Source organism: Haemophilus haemolyticus, from assembly GCF_003351405.1.
Lineage (GTDB): Bacteria > Pseudomonadota > Gammaproteobacteria > Enterobacterales > Pasteurellaceae > Haemophilus > Haemophilus haemolyticus_N.
In genome coordinates this window covers 1383056-1400548 of the sequence record NZ_CP031240.1, presented here as the reverse complement: position 1 = coordinate 1400548, position 17493 = coordinate 1383056, and the positions used below count along the sequence as shown (strand labels likewise).

The 17493-nt window shown below is 38.0% G+C and carries 16 protein-coding genes and 2 tRNA genes; 5 read left to right on the top strand and 13 right to left on the bottom strand.

Annotation, left to right across the window (positions count from 1 at the left end; translation table 11 throughout):
- Window position 1: 1 nt before the first annotated feature.
- Entirely contained in the window at window positions 2–1096 is a 1095-nt protein-coding gene (gene lptF, locus DV427_RS06975) for an LPS export ABC transporter permease LptF (protein ID WP_114891790.1), read from the bottom strand.
- Between the two features lie 107 nt (window positions 1097–1203).
- On the opposite strand from lptF, the gene DV427_RS06970 reads away from it, so the two are divergent.
- Window positions 1204–2679 (top strand): leucyl aminopeptidase, encoded by a 1476-nt coding sequence (locus DV427_RS06970; protein WP_114891789.1) that lies wholly within the window; start codon window positions 1204–1206, stop codon window positions 2677–2679.
- Window positions 2680–2714: 35 nt separating this feature from the next.
- Here DV427_RS06970 and DV427_RS06965 read toward each other — a convergent pair whose 3' ends face one another.
- The 4 genes from DV427_RS06965 to modA form a co-directional block, all read right to left on the bottom strand.
- The gene (locus DV427_RS06965) at window positions 2715–4742 is read right to left on the bottom strand and encodes a BCCT family transporter (RefSeq protein WP_114891788.1); all 2028 of its coding nucleotides are present in this window, start codon (window positions 4740–4742) and stop codon (window positions 2715–2717) included.
- Window positions 4743–5091: 349 nt separating this feature from the next.
- Entirely contained in the window at window positions 5092–6147 is a 1056-nt protein-coding gene (gene modC, locus DV427_RS06960; RefSeq protein ID WP_114891787.1) for a molybdenum ABC transporter ATP-binding protein ModC, read from the bottom strand.
- The gene (gene modB / locus DV427_RS06955; protein WP_162790282.1) at window positions 6134–6862 is read right to left on the bottom strand and encodes a molybdate ABC transporter permease subunit; all 729 of its coding nucleotides are present in this window, start codon (window positions 6860–6862) and stop codon (window positions 6134–6136) included. The genes modC and modB overlap by 14 nt, the downstream gene beginning before the upstream one ends.
- Before the next feature lie 121 nt (window positions 6863–6983).
- Window positions 6984–7748: a molybdate ABC transporter substrate-binding protein gene (modA, locus tag DV427_RS06950; RefSeq protein ID WP_114891786.1), complete on the bottom strand. Its 765-nt coding sequence runs from the start codon at window positions 7746–7748 to the stop codon at window positions 6984–6986.
- A gap of 123 nt (window positions 7749–7871) precedes the next feature.
- On the opposite strand from modA, the gene DV427_RS06945 reads away from it, so the two are divergent.
- Window positions 7872–8639, top strand: coding sequence for a TOBE domain-containing protein (locus DV427_RS06945; RefSeq protein ID WP_114891785.1), 768 nt, complete (start codon window positions 7872–7874; stop codon window positions 8637–8639).
- 91 nt (window positions 8640–8730) lie between these two features.
- Here the strand turns inward: DV427_RS06945 and DV427_RS06940 are convergent, their stop codons facing one another.
- The 7 genes from DV427_RS06940 to rsgA form a co-directional block, all read right to left on the bottom strand.
- Window positions 8731–9186, bottom strand: a complete 456-nt coding sequence (locus DV427_RS06940) for an NfeD family protein (protein ID WP_114891784.1) — start codon at window positions 9184–9186, stop codon at window positions 8731–8733.
- Between the two features lie 83 nt (window positions 9187–9269).
- Window positions 9270–10187 carry an SPFH domain-containing protein gene (locus DV427_RS06935; protein ID WP_005628412.1) on the bottom strand — a complete coding sequence of 306 codons (918 nt, stop codon included), beginning with the start codon at window positions 10185–10187 and terminating at the stop codon, window positions 9270–9272.
- Window positions 10188–10266: 79 nt separating this feature from the next.
- On the bottom strand, window positions 10267–11466 hold the full coding sequence (manA, locus tag DV427_RS06930) for a mannose-6-phosphate isomerase, class I (protein ID WP_114891783.1): 1200 nt from the start codon (window positions 11464–11466) through the stop codon (window positions 10267–10269).
- A 93-nt stretch (window positions 11467–11559) separates the two neighbouring features.
- Complete coding sequence (crr, locus tag DV427_RS06925) at window positions 11560–12060, bottom strand: PTS glucose transporter subunit IIA (protein ID WP_114891782.1); 501 nt, start codon at window positions 12058–12060, stop codon at window positions 11560–11562.
- A 60-nt stretch (window positions 12061–12120) separates the two neighbouring features.
- Window positions 12121–13848 carry a phosphoenolpyruvate-protein phosphotransferase PtsI gene (gene ptsI / locus DV427_RS06920; protein ID WP_114891781.1) on the bottom strand — a complete coding sequence of 576 codons (1728 nt, stop codon included), beginning with the start codon at window positions 13846–13848 and terminating at the stop codon, window positions 12121–12123.
- Window positions 13849–13927: 79 nt separating this feature from the next.
- The gene (gene ptsH, locus DV427_RS06915) at window positions 13928–14185 is read right to left on the bottom strand and encodes a phosphocarrier protein Hpr (RefSeq protein WP_114891780.1); all 258 of its coding nucleotides are present in this window, start codon (window positions 14183–14185) and stop codon (window positions 13928–13930) included.
- Between the two features lie 162 nt (window positions 14186–14347).
- The gene (gene rsgA, locus DV427_RS06910) at window positions 14348–15388 is read right to left on the bottom strand and encodes a small ribosomal subunit biogenesis GTPase RsgA (RefSeq protein ID WP_114891779.1); all 1041 of its coding nucleotides are present in this window, start codon (window positions 15386–15388) and stop codon (window positions 14348–14350) included.
- A 70-nt stretch (window positions 15389–15458) separates the two neighbouring features.
- Between rsgA and orn the strand changes: the two genes are divergently transcribed.
- The 3 genes from orn (at window position 15459) to DV427_RS06895 (ending at window position 16276) form a co-directional block, all read left to right on the top strand.
- A complete protein-coding gene (gene orn, locus DV427_RS06905; protein ID WP_114891778.1) occupies window positions 15459–16007 on the top strand; it encodes an oligoribonuclease in 549 nt (182 codons plus the stop codon).
- Window positions 16008–16100: 93 nt separating this feature from the next.
- Window positions 16101–16176 (top strand) — tRNA-Gly (locus tag DV427_RS06900).
- 24 nt (window positions 16177–16200) lie between these two features.
- Window positions 16201–16276: transfer RNA gene (locus DV427_RS06895), tRNA-Gly, on the top strand.
- 130 nt (window positions 16277–16406) lie between these two features.
- Here the strand turns inward: DV427_RS06895 and wecA are convergent.
- Entirely contained in the window at window positions 16407–17474 is a 1068-nt protein-coding gene (wecA, locus tag DV427_RS06890) for a UDP-N-acetylglucosamine--undecaprenyl-phosphate N-acetylglucosaminephosphotransferase (RefSeq protein ID WP_114891777.1), read from the bottom strand.
- Between the last annotated feature and the right edge of the window lie 19 nt (window positions 17475–17493).

Below are 17493 nucleotides of genomic sequence, written 5' to 3'. Positions count from 1 at the left end.
CTTATCCTTTTCTACTGAATAAATGGCGGAATTTATACATCGAAGCGCTATCCCAACCATTTAATACGATACCAAGCAATAAAAAGCCAATATTAACAAGAGGCATAAAAATAGCAGCATCTAATTTTCCTGCTGCCCCCGCAGATTTAAAGGAGCTTTGTAATAAAAAATAAATTAAATAGAATAAAAGTGCGGGTAAAATTTTGGCAAATCTACCTTGTCGAGGATTTACACGGCTTAATGGCACAGCAATTAACGCCATGAGTGGAACCGCTAGAATTAATGTAATACGCCAATGCAATTCAGACTTCGCAGAAGATGAATCTAAACCGATAAGTTGAGACAATGTTAATTCTGCGACTTCATCATTCGTATTTTCTGTTTCCTGATGACCCAAATAGGCTTGATATTCATCAAAATGCGTAATGCGGAAATCAGGCAAAACAGAAGTGCCTTCAACTCGTTGCGTATTTTGTAAATTCAGAATTTGATCGCCATTTGGCAGCGCTTTTAATTCGCCTTTTTCAGCAGTCACAACGGATGGTTTCGTTTGTCCTTTTGGTGCAGTTTGGAACAAATACACGTCATTGATTTGATTTCCCTTGATACTATCAATAAATAAAACAAAATTGTTGTTATTCGTTGCTATAAACTGACCAGAAGCAAGCGCCCCCATTGTTGGATTCGCTTTGGCATCTTCCACAATTGCCGCTTGTTTTTGAATTGACCAAGGCGAAAGCCACAAGACGTTATAAGCAGCAAGTCCCGCAGTAATCAATGAAAGCATTAACGCCACACGCACTAAAACACGTTGCCCGACACCACAAGCATGCATCACCGTTATTTCACTTTCAGCGTAAAGACGACCAAAAGTGAGTAAAATCGCAATAAACAAACATAATGGCAACATTAATTGCGCCATAGCAGGCATGCCTAGCCCAAGCAAGGAAAATACTAAATCAGCTGGCACTTTACCATTAGCCGCAGATCCTAGTACGCGCACTAACTGCTGAGAGAAAAATATCAGCAATAAAATGAACAAAATGGCGACTTGGCTCTTAAATACTTCTTTCGTTAAATATCGAATTAAAATCATCTTATTTCGTTTGTTTTTCTAAATCTAAAACGGGGGAAAACTGGATAAAATCGGTCGCGTATGATACCTTATTTTCGCTGAATTAAACAGAAATTTAAGGACATCAAATGAAATATCAAGCAAAAAATACCGCACTTTCTCAAGCCAGTGATTGCATTGTTTTAGGCGTACATGAGAACAATGTATTTTCAAAAAGTTTCCATGAAATCGATCAATTAACCCAAGGCTATTTAAACGACTTAGTGAAATCGGGTGAGCTAACTGGCAAATTAGCCCAAACTATTTTACTTCGAGATCTTCAAGGTCTGGCTGCCAAACGCGTGTTAATCGTTGGCTGTGGCAAAAAAGGAGAACTCACGGAGCGTCAATATAAACAAATCATCCAAGCTGTATTAAAAACACTAAAAGAAACCAACACGCGTGAAGTCATTTCTTATTTAACTGAAATTGAATTAAAAGATCGCGATCTTTATTGGAATATCCGCTTTGCCATTGAAACGATTGAATACACCAATTATCAATTTGATCATTTCAAATCTCAAAAACTAGAAGCCTCTGTTTTAGAATCCTTCATCTTCAATACAGATTGTGATCAAGCACAACAAGCTATTTCTCACGCCAATGCGATTAGCTCAGGTATAAAAGCAGCACGCGACATCGCAAATATGCCACCAAATATCTGCAACCCCGCTTATCTTGCTGAACAAGCAAAAAATTTAGCAGAAAATTCTACCGCACTTTCATTAAAAGTTGTGGATGAAGAAGAAATGTCAAAACTTGGAATGAACGCTTATCTTGCCGTCTCAAAAGGTTCTGAAAACCGTGCTTATATGTCTATTTTGACATTCAATAATGCACCAGATAAAAACGCCAAACCAATTGTACTTGTCGGCAAAGGATTAACCTTTGATGCGGGCGGTATTTCACTTAAACCTGCCGCTGACATGGATGAAATGAAATATGACATGTGTGGTGCAGCTTCTGTCTTCGGCACAATGAAAGCCATTGAAGAGTTGAACTTGCCATTAAACGTTATTGGTGTTTTAGCTGGTTGTGAAAATCTGCCAGATGGTAATGCTTATCGCCCTGGCGATATTCTCACCACCATGAACGGTTTAACCGTAGAAGTGCTCAACACCGATGCAGAAGGTCGATTAGTCCTTTGTGATGCCCTCACTTATATTGAGCGTTTTGAACCAGAGCTTGTTATTGATGTTGCAACCTTGACTGGTGCTTGTGTGGTTGCGCTTGGCCAACACAACAGTGGCTTAGTTTCTACAGATAACGATCTTGCCAATGCACTACTTCACGCGGCAACAGAAACCACTGACAAAGCGTGGCGTTTACCATTAAGCGAAGAATATCAAGAGCAACTGAAATCACCTTTCGCCGATCTTGCCAACATTGGCGGTCGCTGGGGCGGCGCAATTACAGCGGGTGCATTTTTGTCTAATTTCACGAAAAAATACCGCTGGGCACATTTAGACATTGCAGGTACAGCTTGGTTACAAGGCGCAAATAAAGGTGCAACAGGTCGCCCTGTTTCGCTATTAACCCAATTTTTGATTAATCAAGTTAAATAACCAAAAAACTGGCACATGTTGCACCTTTAAATCGATTACTCTGCTAGTTCGGTTTGCTCGTGTGCCATTAGTTCCTGCCCCACATCATCAAGCAAACTTAAATAACGTTCATATTGTTTCAACATATCGGCGATCAATTCATCTTGATCCATATATTGAACATCGTAACCGACTCGTCCATCAAAGAAATAAGTGTAAGGCTCATAAGTAACATTGTGTTGAATGTGCGGTAGATTTTCATCGTTAATTAATTGCTCTGATACTTCGCGCCCAACAGATTTAATACCATACATAAAATCTCGCATTGATTCTTTATGAATTACCAATTCCAAAGCTGGCTCTTCTTGTTCAAATAATGTGTTGATTTCTACACTTAAATTATATTTTCCTGTTAATTCTTGACGTAATTCTCGCATAGCGGGTAACGCCGTATTTTTAAGAAAACGTAAAATATCTTTCTCTTGCGTTTGGTTCATCATTTGCTCTAAATGTGATTTCCATTTATCGCCACTCCAGAAAATGCTAGTTGGATTGACTTTAGTAGAAAAATATTTTTTATCCGCAATTAAGCCTTTCCATAAACTAAAACACATTACCAACATTAATAAAGCAAAAGGCAAGGCTACAATTAATGTCATTGTTTGCAAATTAGCAAGTCCACCAGACTGCATAAGCACAATTGCAACGACTGACATTAACGTTCCCCACATTATGGCTTGCCACGCAGGCGAAGCTAAACTTTTATCACGAGATGCAATGTTATTTAACACATAAATGCCTGAATCCGCTGAAGTGATAAAAAACAATGAAATCACTAATAAACTCACAAAGCCTGTTACTGTTGGCAAAGGCAGATAATTTAAAAATTTAAATAATAAAATTTCTGGAGAAGAAATAAATTCGCCAAGCCCGCCCGCGGCAATGCCATCATTTAGCCATACCGCTGTATTACCAAAAACAGTAAACCATAAAATACCAAATAAACTTGGAATAACTAATACGCCAAAAATAAATTCACGTATAGTTCGTCCTTTAGAAATACGGGCAATAAATAAACCCACAAACGGAGCCCAAGAACACCACCAAGCCCAATAAAGCACAGTCCATCCACTAAACCAGCTAGTATGTTCTTGTTCATAAGCATAGGTTTTAAAACTGAGTTGCACTAAATTGCTGAAATAATTACCAATGTTGTCGCTAAAGGCAGATAAAAGGTATAACGTAGGCCCTGCAATTAAAACAAAAAGAAGTAAACCAAATGCTAAAGTTAAGTTAATTTCACTTAATATTTTCACTCCTTTTCCAACACCAGAAATGGCAGAAAACACCGCTAAACACATTACCACAACAATAACGCTAACTTGTAAAGCAAAGCTGTTCTGACTTATCCAACCTATTTGTTCAAGCCCTGCACCAAGCTGTGATGAACCGAAACCTAATGTGGTAATAATCCCAAACAATGTGGCAAGTAACGCCATAACATCAATCGCATCGCCGATTTTGCCATTAATACGATCTTTTAATAAAGGATAAAAACAAGAGCGCAATGCTAAAGGTAATTTATAACGAAACCCAAAATAAGCTAATGCTAAAGCAATAGTGCCATAAACTGCCCAAGCGTGAATGCCCCAGTGGAACAGGGTGTGAAGTAAAGCTTCTTGTTGTTTATGTTCGGCTGAACCCGTTGTAATGTCAGAAAGATAATGGGTTAATGGTTCTGCTACGCCAAAAAACATCAGCCCAACCCCCATTCCAGCGGCAAATAACATCGCAAGCCAAGATAAGAAACTAAATTCAGGTTCTTCTTCATCCTGCCCTAGTTTTATATTGCCAAGACTACTTACTGATAAAATTAATAAAAATCCTAAAAACACTGAAAAAGTGAGAACATAAAACCAACTAAAATTGGCAAAAATGCTAGTTTTAGCTTGATTCAATAATGCTTGCGTTTGTGCTGGGACAATTAAAATCATCGCCATAAGTAACAACACAAAAAATAATGTAACGCCAATTACCAAAGGATTAAATGACGTTCGCTTTGTCATAAATTGAAATAAAGACAAACTTTTCCCCTTAACGATTAAGTGAATAAATTAAAAAATAGATTTAATAAACATTGCCTAGAGGCAAAAGTGTGTAATGGAACCACTACAAATGACAGCACATAGAAGTGCGATTTTGAAGGAAACGTTCAGTAGGAATTGAAGGTTTGTTTCCTAAAAGCTAATACATAATAACAAAATGTAGTTATTATTTCAAATTAGTGAAGATTTGTTTAAAAGTTCTATGAACAATCAAATATTTTTCTTTATATAATTTTCTAAAATAAATCTTGATAAAGAGAAGGTAGGGATGAACTTTATTATTAATAAAAAACCGCACTTGGAGAAAAACAAAGTGCGGTCATTTTTACTACATCACCGACACCGCTTTAATCTGAACATAAACATCTTGCCCAATAGCAAAACGCAGTTCATTTTGGGCCCATTTACTGATACTTGCCCAAATCTTATTCCCTTCTACTAATACGGCAATATCTACTCGAGAATCTTGTATTTCAATTTGTGCGACTTGGCCACGTAAAATATTACGAATGCTTGTTTGTTCTGGCTTTTGCAGCGTGATAGAAACATCTGAACTATAAATACAAACTCGCACTCGCTCGCCTACATTCGCAGGCACTTGATGAATCCAAAGTGCTTGTTCACCTAACGAAAGTGCGGTCATTTTATAAGGAGGATTATGCAAATGAACGGGCAAGGCAAGTACACTACTCTGTTCGCTTTCCCCTTTCCAAGAGGCAAAAATAGGACTATTCCAAATTTTTTCTACGCTGTCATAGGCTTTCACAATGCCGTTTTCCATCAGCACAACGCGATCAGCTAAACGCAACAGTTCGTCCAAGCTATGTGTAACATATAAAATCGGGATATTAATTTCTTTAGAAAGACGTTCCAAATATTGCATTAACTCGCGTTTGCGGGGAACATCAAGGGCTGAAAGTGGTTCGTCCATCAGTAAAATATCAGGATCAGTCAGCAGTGCCCGCCCGATTGCCACACGTTGTTTCTCTCCGCCAGAAAGCGTAAGCGGATAACGCTTTAATAAGTGAGTAATCCCGAGAAGATCGACAATATAATTAAAATCATCTTGCGAGACATTTTTCATGCCATATCGCAAATTTCCTTTTACGGTATAGTGAGGAAATAAGCGCGCATCTTGGAATACATAGCCAATTTTACGCAAGTGAGTCGGCAATGATTCTTGGGTTTCCATATCCACTAAAGTGCGGTCATTTAAACGGATGAATCCTTCGTCTGGTTGTATCAAGCCACTCACGAGATTAATCAGCGATGTTTTGCCTGAGCCAGACAAACCGAAAATAGCTGTCACACCTTGATCTGGCACTTGTATATTCGCTTGCAAGGCAAGTTGCCCGAGCTGTTTTTTCACATTAATCTGCAACATTTCCTTGTCCTAATTTTTTCTGCATTCGCTTGCTCAACCACTCTGACAATAGCAAAGAAATCAATGAAAGAATAATAGCAAATAAACATAAGCGAGCGGTTTGTTCTTCTGCTCCTGGTGTTTGAATAAAAGAATACATCGCAAGGGGAATGGTCTGAGTTTCACCGGCAATATTCGATACAAACGTAATAGTCGCGCCAAATTCCCCTAATGATCGTGCGAAACCAAGAACGAGCCCAGCTAAAACCCCCGGTAAAGAAAGCGGCAAGGTTATTGTAAAAAATACACGCCAAGCGGAAGCGCCAAGTGTTTGCGCCGCTTGCTCCAATTTAATATCAATATTTTCTAAAGAAAGTCGAATCGCGCGAACTACCAATGGAAAAGCAACCACAGCAGAGGAAAGCACCGCCCCCTTCCAACTAAAACCAAAAGATAAACCAAACCACTGATATAAATACTTACCAATGAAACCATTGCGCCCCATTGCCACAAGTAATAGATAACCGATAACCACAGGAGGCAACACTAAAGGCAAATGAATTACGCCAGTAATCAGGGATTTTCCATAGAAGTTTTTGCGCGCTAAGAGCCATGCGACAAAAATGGCTAACGGCAAACTCCAAAGCATGGAACTGACGGCAACACTCAAACTTAAATTAATCGCTGAGATTTCCATTGGCGTCAAATTGAAAAATAAAAAAAATTGGGTAAGCAAAATAAATAGCCTCTGTTTAAATGCCTGATTGATGGGAAAAATCCCACATTTACGAGAGATATAATAACGCTAATAACAAAGGGCAGAAATATCTGCCCTTAATAAATGTTAAAATGCCACCTTATTTTGCAGAGAAACCATACCCTACAAGCACTTTCTTCGCTGCATCTGATTCTAAATATTTCAAGAAATCGCGAGAATCCGCATTATCATGACCTTTTACAATAGAAACGGGATAAACAACCGGTTTATGGCTATCTGCCGGGAACACTGCAACCGTTTTAACTTGTTGGCTAACTTTTGCATCAGTGCTGTACACAATACCGTAAGGTGCTTCTGCACGTTCAACTAAAGCTAATGCACCACGAACATCTTTTGCACGTGCTAAACGCTCTTGCACTTTATCCCATAAATTTAATTTGGTTAATGCTTCTTCTGCGTATTGACCAGCAGGTACATGCGCAGGATCGCCAACAGATAAATAGCTATCTTTTAATGCATTGATCCATTCACCTTTTGCAATATCCACAGAATTTACCGCACTTTTTGCTGGTGCGATTAAGACTAAATCATTACCCACTAAAACTTTTTCGGTTTCTTTTACGGTTAAATCTTTTTCAGAAAGATATTTCATCCATTTATTGCTTGCAGAGACAAAAATATCTGCTGGCGCGCCTTCTTCAATTTGTTTTGCTAAAGTTGAAGAAGAAGCAAAAGAAAACACTACTTCATTTTTCGGATTTTGTTTTGCGTAATCTTTTGCAACTTGTTGTAAAGCATCTGTCATTGAAGCCGCTGCAAATACAGTTACTTTAGCGGATGCCGCAAAAGAAAAGCCTAATCCCGCGATTAAAAGTGCGGTTGAAATTTTAGTTAATTTTTTCATGAATCATCTCCTATGATTTAACGTTATTTACTTAATTATATATTGAAATAAATAACAATCATATAGCAAAAGAAAAATTATTTAGTAAAATATATAACGCTTATACTTACTTAGGACCGCAAAATGAAAAACACCGAAATTTTACTCACCATTAAACTGCAACAAGCACTTTTTATCGATCCAAAACGAGTGCGTTTACTCAAAGAAATTCAACAATGCGGTTCGATTAATCAAGCTGCGAAAAATGCAAAAGTGAGCTATAAAAGTGCATGGGATCATTTAGAAGCCATGAATAAAATCAGTCCTCGCCCATTGCTTGAACGAAATACAGGTGGAAAAAATGGCGGAGGCACAGCGCTTACCACTTATGCCGAGCGTTTGCTACAGCTTTATGATTTATTAGAACGTACGCAAGAACACGCCTTTCATATCCTACAAGATGAATCTGTGCCGTTAGATAGTTTGCTCACGGCAACTGCACGTTTTTCTTTACAAAGTAGCGCTCGCAATCAATTTTTTGGACGAGTGGCACAACAACGAATCATTGACTCTCGTTGTGTCGTGAATGTGAATGTGCAAGGATTACCAACGCCATTGCAAGTTTCTATTACCACAAAAAGCTCTGCTCGTTTGAAACTCATTACGGAAAAAGAAGTGATGCTGATGTTCAAAGCACCTTGGGTGAAAATTAGTGAAAAACCACTAGAAAATCAGGCTAATCAGTTCCCTGTAAATATCAAATCACTAAATGAAGAAGAAGCCATCCTTCAATTTGCTGACAGCGACATTGAATTTTGTGCCACAGTCCACCAGCCAAATCAATGGCAAATCGGGCAACAAGTTTGGATTCACATTGATCAAGAACAAATTATTTTAGCAACGCTGGGCTAATCCCAAAGTGCGGTAAATGTTGGAAGAACATTTTAATCTCATAAAAAAACAGGCTTGATGCCTGTTTTTTCTTATCGAATAAAACCCAAAACTAATTAGAAATATTTTTTACAATCAGCGTAATGCCATCCACACGTTCAACTTCAATCAATGCGCCAACCGTGAGATTATCGCCTTGAATACGCCAAGTTGTATCACCAAAAGCACCTCGACCAATTCCATTTGCGCCAAGATCTTGAACAATGCCTTGTTTACCAAGTAAGGCATGATCGCGTTGATTTAATGTTGAATGAGATTGATCATGGCGATCTTTACCATGTTGATATTTCCACCAAATCACAGAAAGTATACAAGCTAATAGCGCATAAAAAATAGCAAGTGAGGCAAGGGAAAGGCTTGGAAAAAGAAATTGTACAAATGCCGTCACTAAAGCTGCTAATCCCCACCATAGCAAAAATATCCCTGGTGTAAGCACTTCACCAATAAGCAAAATAAAGCCTAAAATCAGCCAGTGCCAAAGTGTCCAATTTATTAACCAATCCGTCATAGATTCTCCTATTTGTTATAAGGGCTTTTTATTACAAAAGTGCGGTGATAAACGATTAAAAAAATCACCGCACTTTATCTAAATTAAGATTTTTTATCTCCCTTTAATAACTCCGCAATACCTGCAACAGAACCAATTAAATTGCCAGCTTCTAATGGCATAAGCACGACTTTACTGTTGCCTGAACTACCGATTTCTTTCAATGCTTCTGTGTATTTTTGTGCAATAAAGTAGTTAATCGCTTTGGTATCACCGCTGGTAATTGCTTCTGATACCATCTGCGTTGCTTTTGCTTCAGCTTCCGCTGCACGTTCTCGAGCTTCAGCTTGTAAAAAGGCTTCTTGTCGCTCCCCTTCTGCTTTTAAAATTCGAGCTTGTTTTTCACCTTCAGCACGAAGAATCTGAGCCTGACGAATCCCTTCAGCCTCTAATACTTCAGCACGTTTATTTCGTTCCGCTTTCATTTGAGCATTCATAGAATCAATCAATTCACGAGGCGGACGAACATCACGAATTTCAATACGCGTTACTTTAATCCCCCATGGATTTGTCGCTTCATCCACAATAGCCAATAATCGACTATTAATAGAATCACGTTGAGAAAGCATTTCATCAAGCTCCATCGAGCCAAGCACGGTTCGAATATTTGTCATGGTTAAATTGATGATAGCTTGTTCCAAATGATTCACTTCATAAGCCGCACTTCTGGCATCAATCACTTGCACAAAACAAACCGCATCAATAGAAACATTGGCGTTATCTTTAGAAATCACTTCTTGAGAAGGGATGTCTAAAACTTGTTCCATCATATTAATTTTACGACCAATACGATCAACAAAAGGCACCACTAAATTTAACCCAGGCATTAATGTTCTTGTGTAACGACCGAAACGTTCGATTGTCCAGTTATAGCCTTGTGGTACGGTTTTCACTGTAGAAAACAAAATTAATGCGACTAATATCACAAAAATTAATGTAGAAATAGCAAATCCATCAAGCATATTTTTCTCCTTTAGTGGATAGATTGTATAAAAAGTCTATCAAATCTACCCACACTTTTATAGACTATTTTGTATAAAATTAAGGCAATTTTGCCACCACTGCGTAGCCTTCAATTAAGCCTTCCACTTCATAAGAAGCGCCTGCGGTAATGAAAGCAGCCTCACCTTGTTTCAAAAAAAGTGCGGTCGTTTCTGAGCGTAGATTTAACTGGCCATTCATCGCCAATAAAATACTCGCACTTTGTGCTTTTAAATGATGAGTTTCACCACATTCATATTGAATATTTTGCAAAGCGAAATCTTGTGCAGGCGTAGCATAAGTAAATATACGCGCGTCTTGAGGTGCCGACGGGATAATTTTAGGCTCTACTTCACGACAATCGACAATTTTAAGCAATTCTGGAATATCCACATATTTAGGCGTTAAACCACCTCGAATCACATTATCTGAACAAGCCATCAGTTCAATATTTTGCCCACGCAAATAAGCGTGCGGAATGCCAGCATCTTGGTAAATTCCCTCGCCTTTTTTGAGGTGCGCAATATTAAACAAATAGAAGCAGATTAAACCAGCATCTAATTTATCTAAAGAAATATTCATTGCATCAATGGTGTAAAGCACCCAATAATCTGGATTAGTTAAATCAAGACTATTAGCCTCATAAGCTGCTTGATTCTCTAACAAAATTGGGGAAAGCAATTGGTGTAGCTGAGCTTGGTCTGCTTGCATAATATCGGCATAGAAAGCATGTAAATCTTGTTTATGTAATTTTTTTGCAAGCGGGACTAAAGATGATCGTGCCTCTAAAGTTTTGATAATATCCGATTTATTTTTAAAACCATGCAACAACCAGAAATCAGATAAAGCAATCATCATTTCAGGTTTATGATTGTTATCTTTATAAGTCCGTGTTGATGCTTTTAACTCAATGCCTTTCGCATTTTCTTCCGCAAAACCTATTTCAGCTTGCGTTTTTGTTGGATGAAGTTGAATAGAAAGAGGTTGGGCAACATCAAGAATTTTTAATAAATAGGGTAATTCATCACCAAAACTTGCTCGGCTTTGTGCACCAAGTGCGGTAGGGTTTTTCTGTAAAAATTCAGTAAGTAACAAATTTTTACCATCGACTTCAATGCTTGAAGGCGCAGAATGATGAGCGCCCAACCACCATTCAGCATAATATTGATTTTCTTCCGCAGGAATATTCAGTAATTGAGGAATATATTGATGCCCTCCCCATACGTAATTTTGGAGTGAGCCAGTAAGTTTATAGATCATTTTTAATTTTTCCCTTGAATCCTATCTACACCACAGTTTTATTTACATAAATAAAAAATCCGCACAAAGGCGGACTTTTTTATCGTAAAGAAATTATTTAGTTAAGCTTAATACCACTGACTCTCCAGCGACCACTTCACCTGATTTTTTCACGATGCAAGAAATTTCATCCATATTGGAAATAACAACGGGTGTTAATACAGATTTTGCTTTTGATTCTAATAAAGGAAGATCAAATTCAATCACGGTGTCACCGCGCTTAACTGATTGACCTTCTTGCGCAATACGAGTAAAGCCTTCACCTTTTAACTCAACGGTATCAATACCAAAGTGTACAAATAATTCTACACCTTCTTTTGATTCCATTGAGAAAGCATGGTTGGTTTCAAAAATTTTACCAATCACACCATCCACTGGCGCAACAATTTTGTTACCGGAAGGACGAATGGCAACACCATCACCCACGATTTTTTCAGAGAAAACCACATCTGGAACATCTTCAATATTTACAATCTCACCAGAGATAGGTGCATAAATTTCAACTTCCACAGATTTGTTTTCTTTTGAACCGAATAACTTGTCAAATAAGCCCATTTTAATCTCCTATCCATTCATAGATGGCTGTTATTTTAACGTAAAATCAAACAATTTTGTTTAATTTAATGCATTTTCCGCCAAAAATTCTTCGATTAACTGCTCAATTTCCGAAGCGGTCGGTTTTTGTAATGCGGCATTAGCAAGTGCTTTTGCATCTTGGAAATTCACATTACGGATTAATTTTTTAATTCGAGGTACAGAAATAGCACTCATACTAAATTCATCTAATCCCATACCAAGTAACAATAAAGTTGCACGTTCATCACCGGCTAATTCACCGCACATTCCCGTCCATTTTCCCTCTGCGTGAGAAGCATCAATCACTTGTTTAATTAAACCAAGCACAGATGGCTGCATCGGATTATAAAGATGTGAAATTAACTCATTGCCACGATCCACTGCTAAAGTATATTGGGTTAAATCGTTAGTACCGATACTGAAGAAATCTACTTCTTTTGCTAAGAATCTTGCATTTACAGCAGCGGATGGCGTTTCAACCATTACCCCCACTTGGATATTCTCATCAAACGCTTTACCTTCTGCACGTAATTCCGCTTTTAATGTTTCAATAACCGCTTTTAATTCTTGAACTTCTTCTACGGAAATAATCATCGGGAACATCACCGCCAATTTACCAAATGCTGAAGCACGCAACACCGCGCGTAATTGTGCATTTAAAATTTCACGGCGATCTAACGCAATGCGAATTGCACGCCATCCCAAGAATGGATTCATTTCTTTTGGTAAATCTAAATATGGAAGCTCTTTATCGCCACCAATATCCATAGTACGAAGCACGGTTAAACGTCCATTCATTGCTTCTACGACTTCTTTGTAGGCGATGAATTGTTCTTCTTCCGTCGGAAGCTGTTCACGATCCATAAATAAAAATTCAGTTCGGTATAAACCAATACCTTCTGCACCATTACGATCTGCCCCTTCACAATCACGGATTGTCCCGATATTCGCGACCACATCAACTTTATGTCCATCCAATGTGATGGCTGGAAGATCTTTTAATTTAGCTAACTCTGCTTTTTCCTGAGAAATTTTAGCTTCAAGTGTTTTTAATTCATCAATCTGAGATTGTGTTGGATTGATATAAACGTGATTATTTATGGCATCTAAAATTAAGTAATCACCTGTATTAACCAATTCGGTCACATTATTTGTGCCTACAATCGCTGGTAATTCTAAAGAACGAGCCATAATAGAAGTATGAGAGGTTCTACCACCAATATCAGTGACAACCCCTAATACTTTTTCAAGATTAAGTTGAGCAGTTTCTGATGGAGTCAGATCATAAGCGACAAGAATTGATTCTTCTTGAATATCGCCAAGATCTACTATGTACATGCCCAAAATATTTTTAATTAAACGGTTACCAATATCACGAATATCACCAGCACGCTCTTTCAAATATTCATCATCGATCTCCGACAACATTGTGACTTGTTGATCAATAATTTTGCTCGCGGCAACTGCGGCATTAACCTTATTTGAACGAAGATAATCAAGAATTTCTTCTTCTAATTCTTCATCCTCAAGAATCATCAAGTGACCTTCAAAGATCGCGGCTTTTTCTTCGCCTAAAGAAACTAATGCGCGTTCTCTGATTGAATTAAGTTGCTCCACCGCCAATGCACGACCTTCATAAAATCGAGCGACTTCTACGTCAATTTGATCATCAGTAATTTTTTGCGTATCAAGAACAATCTTTTCTTCTTTAAGAACAAGAGCCTTACCAAAGGCAATACCTGGGGATGCGAGAATGCCAGAAATCATAGATACCTTCCGAAATAATTAAAAAAGGGATAGATAAACAATAGCCATAAAATTTCTCAATTTTATGGCTAAGTCAGTATTATTCTAAGGTTGGAATTAAAGTAACTAAATGGTCTACCGCCTGTTGCTCATCTTCACCTTCTGCAGAAATGGTGATCACTGTACCCTGTGTTAAACCTAGCGTTTGTAGCTTAAACAAACTTTTTGCACTTGCGCTCTTACCGGCAGACGTTACTGTGATATCAGAAGAAAAGGCTTTAGCTTCTTTCACAAACTGTGCTGCTGGACGAGTGTGTAAACCGTTTGGCACGGTGATTTCAACATCTTTTGAGTACATAATGCTACCTCTACTAATTAATGGTTAAAAAATAAAAAAACTAGGAAGTCGTCCTAGTATCCTTTTTCAAAGCAAAATAATCAAGAATAAACACTAAAAAGCTTGAAATTAAATCATAAAAAAAAGATAAATAGTTTATTTATTACACATAGTGCGCAATCGTTAAACTGCTGAAAAATGACGCTGTGATTTTGTTTCACTTAAACTTTCAATTAATCGATGATAATTATCATAACGAACAGGCGAAATTTTCCCTTGCTCCACTGCTTCACGTAACGCACACCCTGGATCGTTCAAATGTTTACAATCACGGAATTTACAGGTTCCCAAAACATATTGAAACTCTCGATACCCTTTTGTGATTTGCTCGGCATCTAAATGCCAAAGCCCAAATTCTCTAATTCCTGGAGAATCAATTAAATTACCGCCTTGTGGCAAATGATAAAGACGCGATGATGTCGTCGTATGCTGCCCTAGCCCTGATGTTTCACTCACGTCCCCTACTTGAGCGTTTACGCTAGGCAAAATATGATTAATTAAACTCGATTTACCGACACCCGATTGCCCAACAAAAATCGCCGTACCTTGTGCCAAAAGTGCGGTTAATTTTTCCATATTTTCACCACTCTTTGCTGAAATCATTAAAATTTCATAGCCAATATCTTGGTAAATTTTAAGTTGTTCTTCAATTTCTTGACGCTGTTCTTGAGCCAATAAATCCACTTTATTCAAAACAATGAGAGGCGTGATTCCCGCAATTTCACACACAACAAGATAACGATCGATAATATTTAAGGAAAGCGTTGGCAACACCGCTGATACAATAATAATACGATCAATATTCGCCGCAATGGGTTTCAAACCATCATAATAGTCAGGACGGGAAATTTCATTTTCTCGAGGGTGAATCGCCTCAATCACGCCACTCACACCTTGTAATTGTTCATTACCTTTACGCCAAACGACTTTATCTCCCACCACCAAACTCGACAAGGTACGGCGCAAATTACAACGATAAATTTCGCCTTGTTCATTTTCGACATCAGCATGAATCGAATAACGCGTGACCACAACACCTTCTTGTGATTCGCCAAGCATTTCATCTGACCATTCAATCTCTTTTTTCTTATGGCGATGCAATGTTTTCGCATTATTCGATTGAATTCTTCTGGTTTGGTTCTGAGTTAATTTACGTTTAGCCATAAAAGTGCGGTCGTTTTTTCCCTTGTTTTTGGTAAAATGAAAAAAAATTTTGCATAGGATACCTGATATTATGTCATTCGATAAACAAAATCTTATTTGGATTGATTTAGAAATGACCGGTTTAGATCCGGAAAAAGAACGTATTATTGAAATTGCCACTATCGTAACAGATAAAAATTTAAATATTTTAGCAGAGGGACCAGTGTTGGCTGTCCATCAGTCTGATGAATTACTCAATAAAATGAATGACTGGTGCCAAAAAACACATAGTGAAAACGGCTTAATTGAACGTGTAAAAGCCAGCAAACTCACCGAACGTGCAGCAGAATTACAAACCTTAGACTTTTTAAAAAAATGGGTACCAAAAGGTTCATCGCCAATTTGCGGTAACAGTATTGCCCAAGATAAACGCTTCTTAGTGAAATATATGCCTGATTTAGCCGATTATTTTCATTATCGTCATTTAGACGTGAGCACATTAAAAGAACTTGCTGCACGTTGGAAACCTGAAATTTTAGAAGGCTTTAAAAAAGAGAATACGCATTTGGCGCTAGATGACATTCGAGAATCGATTAAAGAGCTAGCTTATTATCGCGAACATTTCATGAAATTAGATTGACGAAAACTTCAACAAAAAATTTCTTTTTATGAAATTGCCCTTGCAAGCCCTAAAAATATTTGTATAATGCGACCACATTCACTGATGTGAACTGCGGGAATAGCTCAGTTGGTAGAGCACAACCTTGCCAAGGTTGGGGTCGCGAGTTCGAGCCTCGTTTCCCGCTCCAATTTTACATTATAAAAGCATTATTGCGGGAATAGCTCAGTTGGTAGAGCACGACCTTGCCAAGGTCGGGGTCGCGAGTTCGAGCCTCGTTTCCCGCTCCAAATTTCAATCCCTAGCCAAAAGGCTGGGGATTTTTTCTATCTATAGAAAGAAATAGCCAAAATGTTAAAAAGTGCGGTGAATTTTCTCAAAAAATAAAGGCTTGTGATTTAATAACACAAGCCTTTATTTTTATGCTTTCTTCAACCTTTTGGCACGACGTTTCATTCTTCTGACCCAACGGGTAATTCGCCATGCACGCGTAATTGAATAGACATAAAGGAAAAATAAAATGAAAAAGCCAACAAACATCGCCCACTCATTCACATAATAAACTTCCCCTAAAATACCGATAGTTGCACAAACTGCCGAAACAAACGTAATCAATAAAAAGGCTTGTCTTGATGTTAAACCTGCTCTCACCATTAAATGATGAACATGTAAACGATCTGGGCGGAATGGGCTTTTACCTTTACGTACACGGCGATAAATAATAGCAACCATATCAATCAAAGGAATCGCAATAATCCAAAGTGCGGTGACTGGATTCATAGGATGCCCTTTTCCTTGCGTACTCAATAACAAAATCCAAATAATGGTAAAACCAATTAATGTACTCCCCGCATCCCCCATAAACACCTTATATTTCGATCCAAATGGAATCCCTAGGTTTAGCATCAAATAAGGTAAAATCGACACGATTAAAGCAAAACTCCAATGTGCCATATCCATTTGCCCATCTCGATACATCAAAAAACCAATCGCGGCAAAAGAAACGCAAGAAAGCCCACCGAGCAATCCATCAATACCATCAATCATATTAAAGGCATTAATAATCGCGATAGTGGCAAAGACGGTAATAATCAAACCAATTGAACCAAGCGTTAACTGGAAAGGCCCTAAAATTTGACCAAGATGATCAAGATAAACATTCCCAAGATCAATCATTAAAATCGCCAGAATTGCTTGAATCCCCGCTCTTAAGAAAGGACTGATATCAAAGCGATCATCTAAAATCCCTATCGCCAATAAAACAAAAATACTGAACAAATAGAGATACGGTAATCGAAGCTGATCCCATTCCATCAAGTAATAGCAAAGATTTCCAACAAAAAGCGACACGCCACCGATTAGCGGAATTGCGCCTTGATGACGTTTACGATAGTTTGGCTTATCAACTAATCCAATCCAATTGGCAACTGGTCGCATCACAATCAATGTTAAAAATGCGCCAAGAAAAGTAACAAAAATACTCAGCATAGTGTGACCCTAAAATTTT

Excerpts from the sequence above, each read along its gene's own strand:
- lptF (WP_114891790.1), bottom strand. The coding sequence starts at position 1,096 with ATGATTTTAATTCGATATTTAACGAAAGAAGTATTTAAGAGCCAAGTC.
- DV427_RS06970 (WP_114891789.1), top strand. The coding sequence starts at position 1,204 with ATGAAATATCAAGCAAAAAATACCGCACTTTCTCAAGCCAGTGATTGC.
- modC (WP_114891787.1), bottom strand. The coding sequence starts at position 6,147 with ATGTTGCAGATTAATGTGAAAAAACAGCTCGGGCAACTTGCCTTGCAA.
- modA (WP_114891786.1), bottom strand. The coding sequence starts at position 7,748 with ATGAAAAAATTAACTAAAATTTCAACCGCACTTTTAATCGCGGGATTA.
- DV427_RS06945 (WP_114891785.1), top strand. The coding sequence starts at position 7,872 with ATGAAAAACACCGAAATTTTACTCACCATTAAACTGCAACAAGCACTT.
- DV427_RS06940 (WP_114891784.1), bottom strand. The coding sequence starts at position 9,186 with ATGACGGATTGGTTAATAAATTGGACACTTTGGCACTGGCTGATTTTA.
- DV427_RS06935 (WP_005628412.1), bottom strand. The coding sequence starts at position 10,187 with ATGCTTGATGGATTTGCTATTTCTACATTAATTTTTGTGATATTAGTC.
- manA (WP_114891783.1), bottom strand. The coding sequence starts at position 11,466 with ATGATCTATAAACTTACTGGCTCACTCCAAAATTACGTATGGGGAGGG.
- crr (WP_114891782.1), bottom strand. The coding sequence starts at position 12,060 with ATGGGCTTATTTGACAAGTTATTCGGTTCAAAAGAAAACAAATCTGTG.
- ptsI (WP_114891781.1), bottom strand. The coding sequence starts at position 13,848 with ATGATTTCTGGCATTCTCGCATCCCCAGGTATTGCCTTTGGTAAGGCT.
- ptsH (WP_114891780.1), bottom strand. The coding sequence starts at position 14,185 with ATGTACTCAAAAGATGTTGAAATCACCGTGCCAAACGGTTTACACACT.
- rsgA (WP_114891779.1), bottom strand. The coding sequence starts at position 15,388 with ATGGCTAAACGTAAATTAACTCAGAACCAAACCAGAAGAATTCAATCG.
- orn (WP_114891778.1), top strand. The coding sequence starts at position 15,459 with ATGTCATTCGATAAACAAAATCTTATTTGGATTGATTTAGAAATGACC.
- wecA (WP_114891777.1), bottom strand. The coding sequence starts at position 17,474 with ATGCTGAGTATTTTTGTTACTTTTCTTGGCGCATTTTTAACATTGATT.